The organism is Bradyrhizobium ferriligni, assembly GCF_056837965.1.
In genome coordinates this window covers 44,657-62,698 of record NZ_JBXEJO010000047.1, presented here as the reverse complement: position 1 = coordinate 62,698, position 18,042 = coordinate 44,657, and the positions used below count along the sequence as shown (strand labels likewise).

The 18,042-nt window shown below is 59.5% G+C and carries 13 protein-coding genes and 1 pseudogene; all 14 read left to right on the top strand.

The window, feature by feature from the left end; all coding sequences use genetic code 11:
• Positions 1 to 54: 54 nt before the first annotated feature.
• The 14 genes and pseudogenes from AC1VNY_RS26340 (at position 55) to AC1VNY_RS26275 (ending at position 17,591) form a co-directional block, all read left to right on the top strand.
• Positions 55 to 711, top strand: coding sequence for a hypothetical protein (locus AC1VNY_RS26340; RefSeq protein WP_482407386.1), 657 nt, complete (start codon positions 55 to 57; stop codon positions 709 to 711).
• Positions 708 to 1,694, top strand: coding sequence for a FliM/FliN family flagellar motor switch protein (locus tag AC1VNY_RS26335; protein WP_482407385.1), 987 nt, complete (start codon positions 708 to 710; stop codon positions 1,692 to 1,694). The genes AC1VNY_RS26340 and AC1VNY_RS26335 overlap by 4 nt, the downstream gene beginning before the upstream one ends.
• Complete coding sequence (sctR, locus tag AC1VNY_RS26330) at positions 1,691 to 2,353, top strand: type III secretion system export apparatus subunit SctR (RefSeq protein ID WP_482407384.1); 663 nt, start codon at positions 1,691 to 1,693, stop codon at positions 2,351 to 2,353. Before AC1VNY_RS26335 ends, sctR begins: the two co-directional genes overlap by 4 nt.
• Positions 2,354 to 2,394: 41 nt before the next feature.
• Positions 2,395 to 2,610, top strand: a complete 216-nt coding sequence (gene sctS, locus AC1VNY_RS26325; RefSeq protein ID WP_430649559.1) for a type III secretion system export apparatus subunit SctS — start codon at positions 2,395 to 2,397, stop codon at positions 2,608 to 2,610.
• A gap of 117 nt (positions 2,611 to 2,727) precedes the next feature.
• Positions 2,728 to 3,492 (top strand): type III secretion system export apparatus subunit SctT, encoded by a 765-nt coding sequence (gene sctT, locus AC1VNY_RS26320; protein WP_482407383.1) that lies wholly within the window; start codon positions 2,728 to 2,730, stop codon positions 3,490 to 3,492.
• Between the two features lie 6 nt (positions 3,493 to 3,498).
• Positions 3,499 to 4,563 (top strand): EscU/YscU/HrcU family type III secretion system export apparatus switch protein, encoded by a 1,065-nt coding sequence (locus tag AC1VNY_RS26315; protein ID WP_482407382.1) that lies wholly within the window; start codon positions 3,499 to 3,501, stop codon positions 4,561 to 4,563.
• A gap of 1,043 nt (positions 4,564 to 5,606) precedes the next feature.
• A complete protein-coding gene (locus tag AC1VNY_RS26310; protein ID WP_482407381.1) occupies positions 5,607 to 6,110 on the top strand; it encodes a SycD/LcrH family type III secretion system chaperone in 504 nt (167 codons plus the stop codon).
• Between the two features lies 1 nt (position 6,111).
• Positions 6,112 to 7,233, top strand: coding sequence for a type III secretion system translocon subunit SseC family protein (gene sctE, locus AC1VNY_RS26305; protein ID WP_482407380.1), 1,122 nt, complete (start codon positions 6,112 to 6,114; stop codon positions 7,231 to 7,233).
• A 43-nt stretch (positions 7,234 to 7,276) separates the two neighbouring features.
• Entirely contained in the window at positions 7,277 to 8,146 is an 870-nt protein-coding gene (locus AC1VNY_RS26300; RefSeq protein WP_482407379.1) for a hypothetical protein, read from the top strand.
• Positions 8,147 to 8,195: 49 nt separating this feature from the next.
• Positions 8,196 to 8,726 (top strand): hypothetical protein, encoded by a 531-nt coding sequence (locus AC1VNY_RS26295; RefSeq protein ID WP_482407378.1) that lies wholly within the window; start codon positions 8,196 to 8,198, stop codon positions 8,724 to 8,726.
• A 448-nt stretch (positions 8,727 to 9,174) separates the two neighbouring features.
• Positions 9,175 to 9,890 (top strand): annotated as a pseudogene (locus tag AC1VNY_RS26290) (transposase family protein); the annotation flags it as partial.
• A 650-nt stretch (positions 9,891 to 10,540) separates the two neighbouring features.
• A complete protein-coding gene (locus tag AC1VNY_RS26285; protein WP_482407377.1) occupies positions 10,541 to 10,897 on the top strand; it encodes a hypothetical protein in 357 nt (118 codons plus the stop codon).
• 427 nt (positions 10,898 to 11,324) lie between these two features.
• Positions 11,325 to 11,645, top strand: a complete 321-nt coding sequence (gene trxA, locus AC1VNY_RS26280; protein ID WP_194461565.1) for a thioredoxin — start codon at positions 11,325 to 11,327, stop codon at positions 11,643 to 11,645.
• 483 nt (positions 11,646 to 12,128) lie between these two features.
• On the top strand, positions 12,129 to 17,591 hold the full coding sequence (locus AC1VNY_RS26275) for a shikimate kinase (RefSeq protein ID WP_482407376.1): 5,463 nt from the start codon (positions 12,129 to 12,131) through the stop codon (positions 17,589 to 17,591).
• The last annotated feature ends 451 nt before the right edge of the window (positions 17,592 to 18,042 follow it).

Genomic DNA, 18,042 nt, shown 5'->3' with positions numbered 1-18,042 from the left:
GCCTGTTCCTGCGGCGCGTTTGACGTCTGGAGAAGCTGCGATGGAGCTGCCTTGATGAAGGTCCGTGACAGCGCTTCGATGTCGGCAATCGCGCCATGTGACCGCCCGCCCCCGCGCGTGCTCGCGGCCCGGAAGCCTGTGCCTGGTGCGGATTACGAGCGCTTTCGGCGACGACTCGAAGAGGCCGCTCTGGATGACCGCGAGTCGCCTGCGGATGGTTCCGGCTGCACGAAGCTCGGCAACGATCAGCATGATCCGGTGGCGATGGGGAGCGTTGCGCCCTCCTGCGTGCCCGTCGTCTCGCACGAACCCGTCATGCTGGATTATGCACAGGATCCGGGAGTGGACGGAGAGCCTTCACGTTCCACAGAGCTCGCTGAGCTGGCGGAGGCGATCGTTGAGCGCATTTTGATATGTCCGGACCGCAGGGGGGGCGCGACGGCGTACATCACGTTGAATCGCGTCGTGTTTGGAAGCGCATGTGTGTTCGTCAGATGCCGCGACGATACGCTATCTCTCTCCATCGTCTCCGACCACCTTAGGTCCATCTTGCAATTGCGAGGCCAAGCGTTTGCGCGCCACTTGTCTGATCGGCTCGGCATGCGCGTCATGATTGCAGTCGTTGGCCGAGGCTGGCTGGAAGAGGGCTGTCATTGGCACTCTTCCGGTTCGGAGGCGACATTCCACTACAGCGCTGAGAAGCGCTCATGATCGATCTTCCCCGCTATGAGGGACGCGATGTTGTCGCAATATCGCGAATTGCGAGTCGTCTTCCGCTTGCTTTCAGTCTCGCCGGCATCGAGGTGCAGGCGGTCATGGCCGATTCAACGCATCGGCACATCCCGGTGCCAAGTTATACCGTGGTAGTGAATGTGCAAGGCCACAAAATCCGCCTCGCATTAGGGGCAATGCTCCTTCCGCAGCTGGCCGTAGAACGATGGGCGGAGATCACCACACTGTCTCCTGGCCACGGCCTGGGTGAGATATTGTTTGATATCGTTCTGCAGGATCTGGCGATCGAGGTGGAGCGATGGTGCGGTCTGCGGCCGACCTGGTCCTGCTCCGACGTCGCGGCCCCGCGTCCCCACGCGTTCAAGATCGTTCGGCTGGAGCAACCGAACGATCTGGTCGGTTTGGTGGAACTCGATGGTGAGGGGCTGCAGTTGGTCGCCGACTGTTCCTCCGACCTGCCGGTCGTAGCCGCAGCGCTCGACGAGCTTCCGCTTCTTCTGGATGTTCGCATTGCTCCCATCAGCCTTGCCGTGGCGGAACTACAGCGACTTGCGCAAGGTGACGTCATCATGCTCGACAACCAATCGGTGGGCAAGGATGGCGCGATGAGCGTTGTCGCGCACCTCTCTAACAATCCCTGGTTTCGTGCCTCGATCCGGGATTGCCGCCTCTCTGTCCAATCAGTAGTGGATCGTTTGATGGATAAGCCGGAGTTCCTCCCGTCTGAAAGCCTCGACAGCCTTCATCTGACCGTCGATGTGGATGTCGGACGTTTGACCATGCCGCTCGGACAGCTTCGTGAACTCGCTGTGGGCCAGGTCATCGATCTTGGCTTTGATGCAACCACTAACGTTTCTCTGCGCGTCAATGGCCAAGTCGTCGCGACGGGTGAGCTGGTGCGTATTGCTGAGCAGACCGGGGTGCGCCTGCTGGATCTGCGCTTGCCTCGGGCTGAGCGATGAATAAGTTTCCCGATCCGGCGACGCTTGTCGTCCTGATGGGAGCCATCGCGGTCCTCCCCTTCGTTGCGATTACGGTAACGTCCTACGTAAAGCTTGTCGTTGTCTTTGGGCTGCTGCGCAATGCACTCGGCGTTCAGAATATCCCACCGAACATGGCCTTGAACGCGATCGCTATCTTACTTTCGGCCTACATCATGCAGCCAGTGGCGAAGAGCGCGTATCAGGCTCTGCGTGATAGGCCAATCGCGTACCAAACGTTCGGAGAATTGGTCGACACGATAGCCATAGGTGCCGAGCCGGTTCGTGACTTCCTCATCAAAAACACGTCCACGACAACACGTCATTTCTTCGTCAATGCCACGCACAAGTCGTGGAGCAAGGAAGACGCGGCTGACGTGGTCGACAACGCATTTTTGATCTTGATCCCGGCCTTCATCACGTCCGAACTGGAAGAGGCATTCAAGGTCGGATGCTTGCTGTTCCTCCCCTTCATCGTTATCGATCTCGTTATCTCCAACATCCTTCTGGCGATGGGCATGATGATGGTTTCACCCATGACGATATCCCTGCCATTCAAGCTGTTCTTGTTCGTTGCCGTGAACGGGTGGCAGCGCCTCATCCACGGCCTCGTCTTGTCCTACGCAGGACCGGCGTCTTGAATTCCGCCACGCTCGTCAACGTCGCCGTCGAAGCGCTTACACTGTCGGTTGTGCTGTCCTTGCCGGCAGTCCTCGTCGCTACGATAGTGGGACTGATCATCAGTCTCATCCAGGCCATGACTCAGATTCAAGAGCAAACACTTTCCTTCGCTGTGAAGCTGATAAGCGTAAATCTTGTCCTGGTCGCCACCGCGAGCTGGTTTGAGGAGCTTGGCCGGTATACCATGCGAATCTTCGACAAGATCGGCGCAGTGTAGGCGTTGGAGCTCGAGCGGGTCATCGATTGTCCATCGCGTGCGGCATCTGCAGGAAGAACCGCGGCCGCTCTTCATCATCCTGGTTGTCCTTTTATGTTGTCACTTGATCCGGATGAGATGCGTACCGCCCTCGTTGTTCTTGTGCTCGCGGTGGCGCGCATATCGGGCATGATGCTGGTCGTCCCAGTCCTCGCGCGCAATATGGTGACAGGAATGGCACGCAACAGCGTGATCATCGCATTGTCGTTCCCTGTAATAGGACGCGCCTGGACAACAAGGCCTGAGGACCTCGACTTTGCCAACCTGACGCTGATCCTGGGCCTCGGACTGAAGGAACTTCTGCTCGGGCTTGTACTCGGCTTGCCAGTTGCCGCCGTCATGTGGGGCGTCGAGGCGTGCGGCACGTTCATTGACAACCAAAGGGGTGCAACGATGGCCAGTCTGCTCGATCCGGCAAGCGGCAATCAAACCTCGCCGCTTGGGACATTCCTGGGCGAGCTTTACCTCACATGGCTGTTCGTCACGGGAGGCTTCTTCAAGCTCCTGGAGGCACTCTATCGCTCGCATGAAATCTGGCCTGTGTGGACCTTTCGTCCGACAATTGGTCCAGCATTCGTCGGAGCGGTACTGAGTCTCGCGGACCTCGTCATGCTGTTGACATTGCTCCTCGCCGGTCCAGCCATCCTCGCCATGTTCTTAAGTGAATTAGGTCTGGCGCTGATTGGTCGGTTCGCGCCACAATTGCAGGTCTTCTATGTCGCCATGCCGGTCAAAAGCATGGTTGGTCTGCTGCTGCTGATCCTGTCGCTCGCGACAGTTTTGACTCATGCCGGCGATCATGGGCTATCGCCTGTCGCATTTGTTCGCCGCGTCGCCATGTGAGTATTCATGCCAGCTGGTAAGAGCGAAAAACCGACCCGTCAAAGGCTGCGCGAGCTGCGCAAGAAAGGACAGGTTGCTCAGAGCAGGGAGGTTGTCGCGGCGGTGCTGACCATTGGGTTCTTCGCCTTGTTCGTCGCCTCTTTGCCTCGCCTGGTGGACCGACTTGAGGCAGCGCTCCTGTTACCCATCGCATATCTGAAAAATGAGAACTTTATCGTTGTCGCGCTGCAACTCTTCGGATCGTACACCCGTGAGATACAGAGCCTGACAATGCCGTTTCTCGGCGTCGCCCTGATCGGCGGTGTGGGCGCCCACGTGTTGCAGACCGGAGTGCTTTTCTCGCCCTCAGCAGCGGCGCCATCGCTCATGAAGCTGAACCCAAGTGAAAACATCAGTAGGATATTCTCGTCGCAGAGCCTCTTCGAGCTGAGCCGATCAGTCGTGAAGGTGCTGTTGCTCGGTCTCGTTCTTGTATTTGTGGTTCGCGCAGCAGTAAGTTCGCTGGTATGGATTCCGAGCTGCGGAATATCCTGCCTGGCTTTGCTGACGGGTAATCTCTTATTCTATGTCGCGGTCTGGGCGGGGGCGATCCATCTTGTCGTGGCAATTGCGGACTTCGCGTTCCAGCGATGGCAGTTCGAGAGAAGGAATATGATGTCGCTGGAGGAAGTGAAGCGAGAATACAAGGAACACGAAGGCGATCCCCTGATCAAAAAGCGCCGCAAGCAACTTCGTTCGCAATTAATGGCCAAGGATCCTATCGCCCTAGCGCGCAGTGCGACCGCGTTGATCTCCAATCCCACGCATATTGCAGTGGCGCTTTACTACGATGGGCAACAGACGCCGCTACCCTTGATTGACGCTATTGGTACCGACCTGGTCGCACAGCAAATGATCGCGGCCGCCACCGCCGCTGGCGTGCCGGTGATGCGAAATGTTCCGCTGGCGCGTGCGCTCCTGGAAGACGGTCTGGTCGATGAATATATCCCGTCACACTTGATTGAACCAATCGCAGAGGTGTTGCGAGCGCTCGGGGACCTTGCGACCGAGACCGGTGGTGATCGGCTCTGAATTCGTGAGGTCAGTTGCGAGCTTCGGAATAGTCAGCATGGCGCGAATGAAATAGACCCCTGGGGGCCACCTTCGACGCCATCCTCCTCAGAACCGAGTAATTTGTCGTGAATTGTTCGGCAACATTCACTCCCTTTTGCAGATCGACATGTCCGGCGGCTGCTTGCCCGCATACGCGATCATGCCTCCAGGAAACCTCGTCGTTGCCGAGAAGGTTCTGGCCAAGTTGCAAGATGCGCCTTCGGATCGCTATTGGGTGCCCCCTAGGATGGATGAGGGCAATTTAAGGCCTAGGCAGGTAGTGGCGGGTGGGACGCGAGGCCTCCGGAGAATGCCACGCGCTTCACATCCACGATATGTCGCTGTTACGAACTCCCGCCCTTATCAGGTTTCAGGGAAAGTTCAGAATAATCGGCCTTCAACCTGAACGGTAGCCACGCTTGCGCCGATACGAGCGGGCCTATCATTCGTGCCGATGCACCCATAATGACTCAATATTTTGCACGCCGCGGACTATCGGGTACCGAAGGGCAGGGGCCGTCCAGTACTCCTGGATGCCGAAGTTGATCTCGGCGTCGTTCAGTCGGGATAACGGGCATCTTGTGCAAGACGCAGATTGTCCCAGCCCTGGCGTCGAGCCGCCGATCTGGCGGTCGAGGTTCTCGAGTGGTTTGCACCTGCGAGCGGCATGGCGCCGTCGGGTGCAGGTCGGACCCGGTTTGCATCGCATGAAGTTGGTGAGGAAGCGAACGTGGATCTAGACGAAACGATACAAAGGTCCCGACAAACGATCGAGCAAATGGACCGCCTTCTAAGGAGGGCGGATGCTCGACTTGAGTGGCTGGCTCAACTATCGGACGCCGGGGCTGCCGGCCCGGATTCCCCTTCTGCGAGTAACGGCGATCGCGACGGGGGCTCTGACGCATCTTATTCATGCGAGCAGGCGGCCCCAGGCGATGTTTTGCCTTCACCCGAAACGACTTTGAATCTTTCATGGTTCGGACAAAGGGTGTGATATGGCGAGCGGGGTCGAGCAAGGCCTATTGAGCGATCTTGAGGCGGCCGATGCGATTGACGGCGGAGCCTCGTCGCACTTAACGCTCGACCTCATGGCGGGGCGCGCGACGTTAGGCGATGTCGTTGGCATTACAGACGAAGAAATTGAGGCGCTATATACGCTGGGTTACCGCTATTACTGCTGCGGCAAATATGAGCACGCGCTGAGTTTCTTTCGCTTTCTATGCTTGCATCGACACACTGACGCGCGATCCTGGCTCAGCCTGGCCGCTGCCAGTCAGATGCTTGAGGATACAGAAGGGGCGGTGCAGGCTTACAAGTTGGCTGCGCTCCTGAACAGCGAGGACCCGCAGATACCACTTCGCGCTGCAGAATGTTTGGTCAAACTGGGGCGCCCGGCAGCAGCCATAGTCGCGCTCGGTGATGTCCTGACGCTCAGCGCCGGAAATTCCGAGCTCAACACGTTCGCCTGGCGCGCGCGACGGATGCTCGACCGTCTGAAAACGGAAAGGAACTCAAGTGGTGCATAGCTTGAACGTAACCGGTTGGAACAGTGAAGCGCAGTACGAAGCAGGGACGCCCCTTGTACCCGGTCGCTCCTTGACTGCTCGTTCAGGCGTGCTCGATACGACAGCAATTGGCAATTTGCCGCCAGCAGTCTCCCGCAAAATCGTCGCATCGGGTTCGATTCCGAATCTGGCGCTGCCGCGCGGGCCCGACCCGGTAGAACTTGCTAACAATCTGCTGGCATTGAGGATCAAAATGGCTGACCGGCTAATTGCGAGCGGGATGGCGGATGTTCGACACGAAGGCGAACTGCTAAGGCGGCAGCACGAGACGATCGGCAACAAGATCATCGAAGCCGCTAACGCCATGGCGAAAGCGAAAAAGAGCGCACACATAAGGAAGTTCCTCGGGTGGCTCGCGGTCGGGCTCTCGGTCGCGGCCGCCGTGGTCACCGGTGGCACTCTTGCGACAGTTGCCGCAGCAGTGACAGTGGGCGTTGCGGTGCTCAACGAAACGGGTGTCGTCGACAAGATGACCCAGGCGATTGCCAAACGTCTCATGAAAGACGGCAACATGGATGCTGCCCAAGCGAACAAAGTGGCTGTCGGCATCACGATGGGCATCATATTGTCGGTTACCGTGCTGACGGCAGGCGCCGGGCTTATGGGTGGGGCTGCGAATGGAGCCCGCGCGGCCGCTATGTGGAGCCGCCTTGGTGAGGCCGGCGCGTCAGCTCTCCGTGGACTTGCCTCCCTCGCAAAGCAACCGGGCTCGTTGGCAACCGTCCTCTCAAGGGCCATGAATCAAGCCGCTTCCACGATCGCAGATACAACCTCGAACGCTACCAGGATTGCTCAGATCAGCCAGAAGGTTTCGACCGCCGCCCGCGTTGGCGAGGCAACTGCTTCGTTCGGCGAGGCCGCTGCGGGCATAGCGAATGGGGTTCAGCAGAAGGAGGCCGCGGACACTCAGGCGGACGCGTTGGACATAAGGAAGCGAATTACGTGGATGAAAGAGCTTCAAAACAACGAGATGGACTTCATCAAGCAGCTCGTCCTCGACCAAAAGGCGACCACACAGAGGATTGCCGAGGCTATCGAGAGCCGCAGTGCAAGCGATGCGTCTCTCATCCGTGCCTTCGCCTAATCACTTCTAACAGCCTTCTCTTGCGAGCGTAAGGAACGCATTCATGCTAGGTGCTATCGAGCGTGTAAATGTCGTCGGCGTTGATCCATTGGACAATGCCGCGCATCGTCAGCTTTCGCCGAGTTCGCCCTCTGACTCCCTCCGCTGCGCCCGCGCACCAGAGGCGACCACGACTCAGTCGCTTGCCCATAGTGTTAACGGCGCGTCAAATTTTGCATTGCTTGGAAACTCGGGGCTTCCTGAGCTTGTTACGCAGCAGACGCTTTCAGGTATCGCACCCAAGCTCAAGGACTTTGCGACGGGAAGTAACATTTCTGCAGTTGCGGCACTCATTGTTCGTCTCAATTCTTTGCTTCGCAAAGCGGCAAGAGAGGACATGTGGGCTGCGGTTGGTGCCGATATCGCTGCGCAGGACGCGGCTGCCAAGTCGATTCGCAACTCAGGGCTCTATCAGTTGTTTGGCTCAATCGTCGCATCGAGTGGCGCTATCGCCGGCGCCGGCATGAACCTCAAGGGTGCTCGCCAGAGTCAATTGCGATTCGAAGGCAATGCACCCAAGGCCTCATCTGGCGTTGACGCCCGCACTCCTGATGGCATTGACCATTTTGACTTTACGCGCATCGCTCACGCGCAAACCGCAGCCGCACAGGAGACCATGAAATGGGGGGGCATGGCTGCCATGACAACGGAAACCTCCAAGATCGCCGGTGCCGGCATGAACATGGCGTCCACTCAATACCAGGAAGAAAAAGCGAAGCATGACGCAGATAGCACCAAGGCGAAGGCCCACGCGGAGGACGAAAGGCAATTCATCGATTACTACCAGACGCAGATTCAGGACGTGCTGAGCAAGCTTGCGGAGATGCGTAGTGCAGATAGCGAGACGAGGAGCAAACTCGTCAACATGGCATGAGTGCAACGCATCGTTACAAACGATGTTTAGACCGGAAGGAAGGTAGAAAATGATCAATGGAACTGCCAGCGTGCCGTCCTACAGTGCGGACTATGCCCTCACAGATGGGCAGTCGCTATATTCGACCATGATGCTGCTCTTGTTGGAGCGACACGGCATCTACGAGACGGAGCTCCGGGCTGATTATGCCAGCATGCAGGCGCGTAACAATCTTTTGAAAGACATGAATAGCGCATTGGCGACGCTGCGGGCCGAAAGGCCAAATGACGAGAAGACTGTCAAAGCGTATGGCACCTTTATCGATTCGCAAGGCAGGAGCCGAAGCGTTTATGAGTTCATGCAGGCGAATGGCATCGCCATCGAGACCGTCAATAACGACGTCTACGGCATACAGGCGGAGTTCGACGCCGCGATCAACAATCTTAAAGCGGCGGTTGATAACGCCAACAGCGAAGGGCAAATGGCGGTGATTTCGTTGCAAGGGCTTCTGGATAAGCTCAATCAGGTCACTGAATTGTCATCTAACGTTCTGTCGAAAGACGAAAAGGCCAAGGAGGCCGTCATTGGCAATATTCGGTGATGGGCCAATATTGACCGCTGCGGGCAGGTAATCGCTGTTGCAATACAAAAACGTCACAGGACGGGTCAGCAGGATGCGGTCGATCAATTAGCTGATAGACCCATAGCGGCCTGTTCTGGGCTTGTGGTGGATCCTTACGAAGGAGCTCGTCTTTGGTCCATCCGCGGAAGCAATGATCGGGGCCCGTTGCCCTTGGCAACAGGAAACGCTGGCCGTCTTTCGAAAGGTACCGCGATCAGCGACGCTGACCAGCAGCAAGATCAGCGTCGCTGCGGTCCATCAGTCGCCTTGTCGTTCTTCAGGACCTCAAGTTCGAAACCGCTGCGTATGGAGGCGATTTCAGAAGCGTCGGGTTCGATCCACTGGTTGAACTATGGCGGGGGACTGAGTCGTTGCGTTGCGGTGGGGCGGACTCCCTGGGAGCGGGGCCCCAGCCCACATGCTGCCGGAGCGGCAGTTGCGCATCCTGCGCAGTCGGCTGGGCCGGATCATTCGCGATCATCCGCCGCAAGATCGAGGGCCAGCCCGCATTGGAGGACGCGTTCGCCCTCCGCTTGGCCGGGCCACGCAGATCCGCTCGCAGCAGCAGCGCCAGCGCGGCTTCAAGCTTTATTCGTTCCATGCCCCGGAGGTTGAGTGCATCGGCAAGGGCAAGGCCGCCGCGCCTTACGAATTCGGGTAAAGGCCTCTATCGTCACCAACAGTCGCCGGGCTCCTGGCGGCCTGTTCGTGCTGCACGCCAAGTCGTTGCCCGACAATTCATACGACGGTCACACGTTGCGGGACGTGATTGACCGCACTGAGACACTCGCCGGCTGTGCGATCGAGCGGGCCTATGTCGACAAGGGCTACCGCGGCCATGACGCGCAAAATCCCCGCCGCGTCTTCATCTCCGGCCAGAAGCGCGGCGTCTTCGGCGTCATCAAGCGCGAGCTGCGCCGCCGCTCCGCCATTGAGCCGATCATCGGACACCTCAAAGCCGAAGGACACCTTGGCCGCTGTTACCTTAAAGGCCGCGCCGGCGATGCCGCCAACGTCGTCCTCTCAGCCGTCGGCCACAACTTTCGCGGCATCCTCGCCTGGTTCAGACAATTTTTGCGTCTGTTACTGGTCTCGCTCTGGCGCGCGCTCATCTGTCCAGCTCAGCTCAATCCGGCTTCTTAATGGTCGACGACCTATCGTGTTGCGAACCGACGGCCGAAATGGACGTCTAGATGCGGCGCTTCTATCGACACCGTTTCTTTGTTGTTTGCGGAGCTTTGGCCGGCGGCCGCGCGTTAGATTGATGACGCAGACAGGGGCGTATCATCCGCGCTTCCGACCGGACACCATCTTTCCGGATTGGGGCCGCTCACGCAGAGGTCTTCGAACTCTATTGTTAGAGAGCTAAGCCGGAGTGCTTAATCGGCCGTGATTGCTCGGTAAGATTAAGGTACGCCACGACCTGCGAAGTGATCGGGGAAGCTGACCAGCCACATTGGGAATCGCCTGGATGTTGATGAGAGCTGCCTGACTATGTTCCTCAGGGTAGGTTCTCGAGCAGGGGCTGATAATGGCAATCACCTGAGTTCGGCGATGCCAAAAAGAGGATTCGAGGCACATCCAAATCCATATGCGGACAGCGATTTCGACAGCTTCTCGAAGGCTTGGACGAATACGAACCAACGTGGATAGGCTTAGAGATGAGGTTGGCGTGGGCTCGCATGGTTTCGACGCATCTGGTGCTGCACGGTGCCGGTGCAGAACGCCGATCTGGAAGAGCAGCGAGCTCGGGCCGAACAAGAGGCCTTTGAACGCAGCTGGATGCAGCGCGGATGGCCGATACCGGCCGCCTTCACCGGCGTCCCGGCCGTAAACCGCCGGCCAATGTGTCTGGTACGGATCGCGATTACATTTGGGCCATGATTGAGGCGGTCGGCAAGCGCCGAAAGCTGTCACACGCGACGGCCGAGAAATATATCCAGATGCTTTACAAGGTGGCAGCGTACCTGGGCGAGAGAGGCCAATCGCCCGAAGAAACTGATGACAAGATGTTAAATGAGCTTTTTGAGACGGTGTTCAAGAAGACCAAGCATGTGGGTTTGCATTGCAGGCTCTCCAGGAACAGCGTGGCGGGGTTAGAGGGCGTAAACGTGGCGCGACTGCTGGGTGTATACGTGGCGCGTCTCTAGCATCCGTCGGGCGTATACCTGTCGCCCCAACCGAAGCTGATGCTCCGCTTATCGAAAGCATTATAGAAGAAGGGTTCAATAGAAAGCATTGGGCGCCGCCTGGCCGATCACTCACCCACTCCGCCAGACGGGGTCTCTTTGCCGCTTACGGATCAGTTCTGGATGTGGCAGTTGGTCCATATGAAAAGAACATGAGCGCATGTGAGCAAATGTTGGTCCTTCGCCCGATCGAAAAGTCCATCAGCGAAGCATACAGTCGGCGCGAGCAGAGTTGAAGGCATCCCGCAGGCGCGAAGGCTCCGCCTTGGCACCATGAGTGTCGTTGGCGTGTCTTAGAGCATAGAAAAGCTGATCGTCGGGTTGACAACTGAAAATTCTGCACCGCACCGTCACATGTGGTTCAACATCTTCGGTCAAAGGAGCAGCCATGGCTACCGTGAAAGTCGATATCAATAACTTCCAGTCGGAAGTTCTGGAATCCGCAGCACCCGTCGTCGTCGATTTCTGGGCCGAATGGTGCGATCCCTGCAAGATGATTGCTTTGAGCCTCGAGGAAATCTCCGTCGAGATGGAAGGCAAGATCAAGGTCGCCAAGCTCAACATCGATGAAAACCCGGAACTCGCCGCCCAATTGGGCGTGCGCTCCATTCCGACGCTCGCGATCTTCAAGGGCGGCGAAGTGGCCGATTTCTCGGTCGGCGCCAAACCGAAAACAGCTCTTTTGAACTGGATTTCGAACGCTGCCTGATCGATATCGCTCAATTTGTCTTATTGGCGCGGGCCTGGCGTAGCTGCTTGATTTCCACTCGTACGGATCAGTGGCTCTTGGTTGGTTAGGCATTTGCCTGGACGGAGAAAGAGCCCGTGCTGCTGTCCAGACGACGGTGCGGGTCGAGTCTCAGGAACTGAAACGGGAAGAAGGTGGCCCTCAGTGTCCGGCAAATGGCGCGAGGCTGATGGTAGCTTAGCCGGACGCGTTACTTTCTGCGAAGGGGCCACCCAACCGAACTGGAGAAAGGATGCTGTGGCCTTGCTGCATCTGGAAATCTCGAGCTTCCAAGCTTTCTCACACTGAAATCCATCGTTGCTATTCGGCGAGCTTGGGGGGTCTTATGACGCGACACCCTGACGCGGGTATTCTCGTCGCGATCGTCAGCATCTCGTAAGTTGGACGCCGCAATATCCCGTGATCAGAAACCGGCGGCGGCGCTTCTAAAACGGGAGACTAGGCATGGATTTTGTCGAGCGAGCCTGGGCTGATCGTGCTTTGTATACCATCATGGAAGAAGATGAGGAGATCCAGCATTCGAGCACGGAAGCGTCTAGGTCAGCAACTGACCATCTGGAGCAGCCAGGCGCTGTGAGCTCGGTGGAATCATCCGATGGGGAAGACAATTCGCTGGGCAGTATGTCGCGGGAGTTGGGCACGGTGCTGGCCGAGATTGAACGTCAGCCGAATTCTCGCTTGAATCGCCCCGATCGTGAGTCCGCATTGCTTGATAGCCCTCGCCATTTGCGAAATCCGTCACAGGGGCGGCCTACTGACGGCTTTACGGGGGTCATCGATCGCAGCGCCATCTTGGATTCCTCGGGCGGTATCGCTTCGGAGATGGGCATTCGCAGTTATCGGCAGTGGCGCCTCGAGCGGTGGGCCAGTAGCGGGCAGGAAGCCAATCCATTGACCTTGTCCGCCGCTTCGACGGAGCGCGATGATGGTCGTGAACCGACCACCCCGGCTCAGCAAACCGCCTCGTCACGTTCCGTCGAGCCCGTGCGTCATCAAGACGCCCAGGCCCTGAGATGCGTTTTGCTGGATCGGAGAGGGAATATCGGCAGCACCGGAGAGTTGGTCGGACAAGCAGGGCGTCCTGATAGCGAACGAGGCCTGCACCGCATCTCCGACGCAATGTCGGACCAGCAGAAGACGCGCGAAGCGACGCTTGCCATCGCCGGCGCGGTGGTTGCCCGCGCCGGCAAGCTCGACGGATTTTCGGATTCAGAGTTGGCCGATTTGGTGGACAGCTTCAGAAGATGGCCGGACCAGCAGAAGACGCGTGAAGCGACGCTTGCCGTCGCCGGCGCGGTGGTTGCCCGCGACGGCAATCTCGATGGATTCTCGGATGAAGAATTGGGCAATCTGGTGAGCGGTTTCGGCAAGTGGCCGGAAGAAAAAGCACGCAAGGCGATCGTTGCCATCGCCGGCGAGCTCGGTTCCAAGGGCCGTCGCTTCAGCACTTTCAGCACGCCTGCGCTAGTCAGGATCGCCAAAGGTCTGTCGCGGGGTATCGAGGGGGGAGTGACCGCCGGCGAAGTCGCCGAACCCGCCTTGCTGAAGGACCGGCTGCATCAGCTGGCTCACTACCTCCAATATGCCGAGGATCGGCTGCAGCACGCCGATGTCCGTGCCATCGCGGGTATATTCAAGGCGTTGAGCAAGGCGCAGTTGTTGGACGATCTCGGTGCGCTGGCACAGCCGGGGCTGGACAAGCTCGAGGTGTTACGTACCGCTCCGGGGTTTAAGCTCGACAACGACCTCGAGACGATGGGCAATCTTTGCGCCTCCCTGCTGCCATTTGCTCGCAGCCAGAAGCCGGTGTTGCGCTGGCACCGCAGGCCGGCGCTGAACCTGCTCAACGCCATCCAGCCGGTGGTGGAACACAAGATCGATGCCCATCTCAAGTCAGGCCAGGCCGAGCGCACCAGCGGCGCCAATGCAAGCCGCTGCCCGGGGCTTTCGATCTATCAGGTCCTCGAGACCCGGGCGGTGCTGGAGACGCTCTACCGGCGGCCCTATGTCGACGGCGACGAGCTCGCCTTGCAGGCCAGGCAGGAAGAGCTGCGCGGCAAGACCAGGCAGATCCTGGACAGTGCCCGCGCCCTCATCTACGGCGACCTTTCCTACGTGAGCTGGAGCGTGATCGCCAAGATCGACGCGAAGGAGCCGCTCGAAGCGCTCGACACCTTCGTCGCGCAGAACGCATCGATGGTCCAGGCCCAGCATGCAGCCGCCAGCTTCGATGTCCATCGGATCCTTCAGACCATGGACCACGAGCCGAGACCGCCGCAAGGCGATGCCGGACTGATGCGGCTGCCGGTGGTCGACATGCAAGGCCGGCCGCTGGCCGGCGAAGCCGAGTTGCGCTACTCCATTTTCCACCGCTTAACCTCGGGCGCGGTGAAGGTGGTGGCGGTGCAGCTAGAGAAAACTCCGACTGCCTTCGAGCTGACAAGCACGTTCGCCGTGGAGGGCGTGCCCTACCGCATGGACCTGTTCGGCGGCAGCAAACTGAAGCTGCGGCAAAAGAGCCTGAACCAGCTTGCCTCTCAGCTGCCCTTCGCGGCCGAAGAGGCCCCAAGCAGCAAGCTTTTGGCGATCCCCTATGCCGAGACGGCTCCGGGTACGGCCTTTGAGCAGCTGTCGCGGGCCTGGGCGCCGTTCAAGGAAGCCTATTACTATACCCAGCGCCGCGGATTTGCCGCGCCGCCAAGCATCCCCGACGTTGGCCCGCATGATTATGCGCTGGAAGGGTGCTTCAAGCTGTCCCTTCTGCCCGACCGCCCCGCAGGCGCAGTGCATCCCTTCCGGTTCGAGGGGCGAGACGGCGAGATCGCCTTGCGGCCGCATGACGGCTGCGGCTTCATCAGGGCCTCACTGGCCGAGCGCATGCCGGCCGTTGCCCGGGCTCGCCACGACGCTCCCGAGCGGATGCCTGCCTATGCCGATAATAGGCAATCGGCGGTACCGCCCTCGGCGCTGCAACATTATCCGCGCAGTGTCGAGGTGGCACGGGAGACCCGCGAGAAGGCTCTGGCTTGGCTCGAAACCCATCAAAGCCTCACCGCCGAGGAGCTGTTCCGCACCGTCACGGGCGGGCATATCGAGGGTTCGGGCGCTATCGCCGTGCCGTCCAGCGACGAATGCCTGCATGTGCCGACGGGAAAGAGCAAGACCTTGACCCGTGACGCTGGCGTGCTTGTCGGACGCTCCCCCTATGACAAGCCTAACCTGCGTCCGTTCGCCGCCGACCGGGTCAGGTTGGCGCGCGATGGCGATCGGACCGCGGCGTTCCTGGATCGGTGCGTGGCCTTCCAATACAGCTTCAACGTCGCGCACAGGTCGGGGGCTGGGCTTGCCGTCGACGATCCGACCTTCTTTGCCAAAGGCATCTTGATCGTTGTGCCCGACGAAATGTGGCCGGCGGACTTCGCCGACCGCGGGGTGGTGATGTCTGCCGAGGACGTAAAGTGCCATTCGCGCTGGTTGGATGAAAAGGACCGGGTCAAGACCGACACCGCGCTCGAGTGCGTCGGCATCCTGCAGGCGACGGAGGTGTTCGCGCCCGGCTCTTTGGTTGCGGTTCCGAGCGCCGAACAAAAAAAGCTCGACGGCGATTTTGACGGCGACATGGTCGTCATCATCAGCGGCCGGCCTCGCCTTTACGAGCATGTGCGCCAGTTCGACGCGCAGCTGCAGGCGCGCGGCATCGCCTCGATGAAGCCGCCGAAGTCGCACACGCCGGCCATTGAGAAAGACGGCTACCAGTTCAGCCGGTCCAAGCAGATCCTGTCGGCCACCGGGCTGGTGCTGGAGACCTACAGCTGCCTGCAGCGCAACGTGCTGGCGCAGCCGCTGGAGGCGCAACGCTGGTTTGCTGAGCGTGCCATCTTCGGCACCTACGAGGGCATTCATCCTGAGCTCAAGGCCGACATCCGCGCACTGTTGCAGGAAGATCGGCCGGATGGCCAGACTCTCCAGGAGCTCATCGCCAGGGCGGGGGAAGACAGCAAGGCCGCCAGGCATCCGGTGGCCCGCGAACTGGCCGCCTTGCTAGTGGCCGAGCTCCAGGACTGGAACCTGCAGCTCAATAGCGAGCCGGCTCATGAGCAGTCGGACGTCAAGCAGCAGTTAGCGCGATCCGTGGCCTCAATCGGCGCGAAGCCTGCCGTTAGCGCCGACGCCGGCGCGCTCTTCCCCAAACTCAGCGAATCCTATCCGGCAACCGCTGACGCCAGGAATCGCATCGACTTCCTGCTCAAGCACTACAAGCCGCGCATCGATCCGCGGCCCGACGGCTACAACCCGGATGATCTGCATGAAAGCGCCATCAATCTATTGAGCATCGGCATCAAGGTCGGCACGGATGCCTACAAGTCCGATACCGGTGCGCAGGTGTTCATGCAAAAAACCGCGGAATTGCAGCGGCTCTTGGAGCAGAGGCCGGACTTCAAGCCGGCGCCCTATGTCAAGGCGCAGGTGGCAAAGCTCCACCAGGGCCGGTTCGACGTCGATGGCAGCCTGGCGGATCTGAAAGACAACCCCACGCTGGCGGCCTCGGTCATGGAGGCCTCGATCAGACTCGCCGTCGAACAGCGCATCCTGCCTAGCGCCTTAGCAATCTCGGCCGACGACGACCCTGCCAGCAGGATAACGCTGAGCAGCGAACAGGCCCTGGAGCGCGTCAGGCTCGAAGCCGTCCCCGCCGAAGCGCAAAGCGCGATTACCGAAACTGTGCATGCGGTTGCCGAGCTTTTGCGGCAAGACGGCATCGAGGTGAAGCTGCCGCATCTTGACCAACGGTCGCGCGGGCAGGTCTGGATAGCCGACGAGTTGACCGGCCACAGCGTGAGCGCGGCGCCGGAGGCCCAACTGGTCACCAATGCCGTGCGCCATGTCTTCGAGATCCCGGAGGAGGCTTTTACGTGCGGCTTCAGGAAGGCGGCACTGGCCTTCGAGGAGCGGGACTGCAGCGAGGTCGAGACCACCAACTGGTTCATCAGGATGGACACGCCGCGGTTACACGGCGTTCACACGGCGTTCAGAACCGCGCAGAATTATCGCTTCGAGGTCGAGTTCCATACGCCGGCCAGTTACCGGGCCGAGCTCGGGCAGCGCGCGCAGAGCGAATGCGAGCTGGTCCCCATTCCCCGTGGTGCCTGGGACATATTACACTGGGGCTCGTCAGGAGACAGCAGATCGAGGGCGGCAGGGACCTCCAGGTGGCGCACCGTCGGAAGACAACAGATTGCGGTCGCTCCTCGCTCGCCGCAAGCCGGCGAGATCCTGGCGGCCCTAGGTACGCGGCCGGTCGTGCTCGTCGGCATGCCGGCGAGCGGCAAGTCGAGCATCGGCGACCAGCTTGCCAAGGAGTTGGGGGTGGAGTTTGTCGACATCGATCAGCGTATCGTCTCCGAGCACGGCAATCTGATTGAGATGTTCGCCGACCCTGGCCGCGGCGAGGCGTACTTCAGGGACCTGGAGGCCAAAGAGCTCGCCAAGCAGCTGGAGAGAGGGCCCATCGTCATCGCAACCGGCGCCGGCTGCTTTGGCAAGGAGTCCAATCAAGCCCTGATCCTTAATAAGGCGAGGTCGATCTGGCTCGACACCGAGCTGAAAGAGCTCCGCAGGCGCCTCAAGTGGGACACCACCCGGCCGCTGCTGCAAGGCGTCGACATCGAGCAGAAGGTTGACCAGCTGTACGAAGAGCGCAGTCCGTTCTACCAAAAGGCCGATATCAGGTTGCCCCTCGTCCCGCCCTTTCAAAAAGCCAAGAAGCACGCCCGCATTTGCGTGAAGGAACTCTACGCTTTCCTGTGCAGCGACAGTGAAGCCGCTCTGCCCGCCGCCGAGATATCACACGTCTCTGGTGCTTCCGGCACCGCCATCAGCATGTCCCCAACAGCGCATGCACGATGATCATCACAATGGCTACGATTGCGGGGGCGGCGTCGTGGAAACTATCTAGGCGCCGCCGGCACAATTGAGTGAAGGGGAACGGTCGCCCTCCCTCGACACCCTCACCGCCGACCCGCAGCTTTTGCTGGCCGGCATTGACGCACGAGCGAATTTAGCGTCTTCCACGAGAAGCAGAGAACGCTCGAGTCGAGGACGATAAGCTTTAGGCGGCAACAATCAAGGGTTGTTTCGCAGGTCGGGTGCAGGGTGCGGGTTCGCGCTGAATGCTATAAAAGTCGGAATCGTATGCATAAAGTCGTGAGAAGCCTGATGGCCGAGTTGATCCGGCCTGGATGACACAGGGAGGATTCGCCGCACAAAGACGAACCGCCGGTGCCGGGTCCCGAGGCAAATCCTGGTGATAGACCGGTGAGGATCAGCTCCGAGTCTAAACGGCATCGTCAAGTTAATG

Excerpts from the sequence above, each read along its gene's own strand:
- AC1VNY_RS26340 (WP_482407386.1), top strand. The coding sequence starts at position 55 with ATGAAGGTCCGTGACAGCGCTTCGATGTCGGCAATCGCGCCATGTGAC.
- AC1VNY_RS26335 (WP_482407385.1), top strand. The coding sequence starts at position 708 with ATGATCGATCTTCCCCGCTATGAGGGACGCGATGTTGTCGCAATATCG.
- sctR (WP_482407384.1), top strand. The coding sequence starts at position 1,691 with ATGAATAAGTTTCCCGATCCGGCGACGCTTGTCGTCCTGATGGGAGCC.
- sctT (WP_482407383.1), top strand. The coding sequence starts at position 2,728 with ATGCGTACCGCCCTCGTTGTTCTTGTGCTCGCGGTGGCGCGCATATCG.
- AC1VNY_RS26315 (WP_482407382.1), top strand. The coding sequence starts at position 3,499 with ATGCCAGCTGGTAAGAGCGAAAAACCGACCCGTCAAAGGCTGCGCGAG.
- AC1VNY_RS26300 (WP_482407379.1), top strand. The coding sequence starts at position 7,277 with ATGCTAGGTGCTATCGAGCGTGTAAATGTCGTCGGCGTTGATCCATTG.
- AC1VNY_RS26295 (WP_482407378.1), top strand. The coding sequence starts at position 8,196 with ATGATCAATGGAACTGCCAGCGTGCCGTCCTACAGTGCGGACTATGCC.
- AC1VNY_RS26285 (WP_482407377.1), top strand. The coding sequence starts at position 10,541 with ATGGCCGATACCGGCCGCCTTCACCGGCGTCCCGGCCGTAAACCGCCG.
- trxA (WP_194461565.1), top strand. The coding sequence starts at position 11,325 with ATGGCTACCGTGAAAGTCGATATCAATAACTTCCAGTCGGAAGTTCTG.
- AC1VNY_RS26275 (WP_482407376.1), top strand. The coding sequence starts at position 12,129 with ATGGATTTTGTCGAGCGAGCCTGGGCTGATCGTGCTTTGTATACCATC.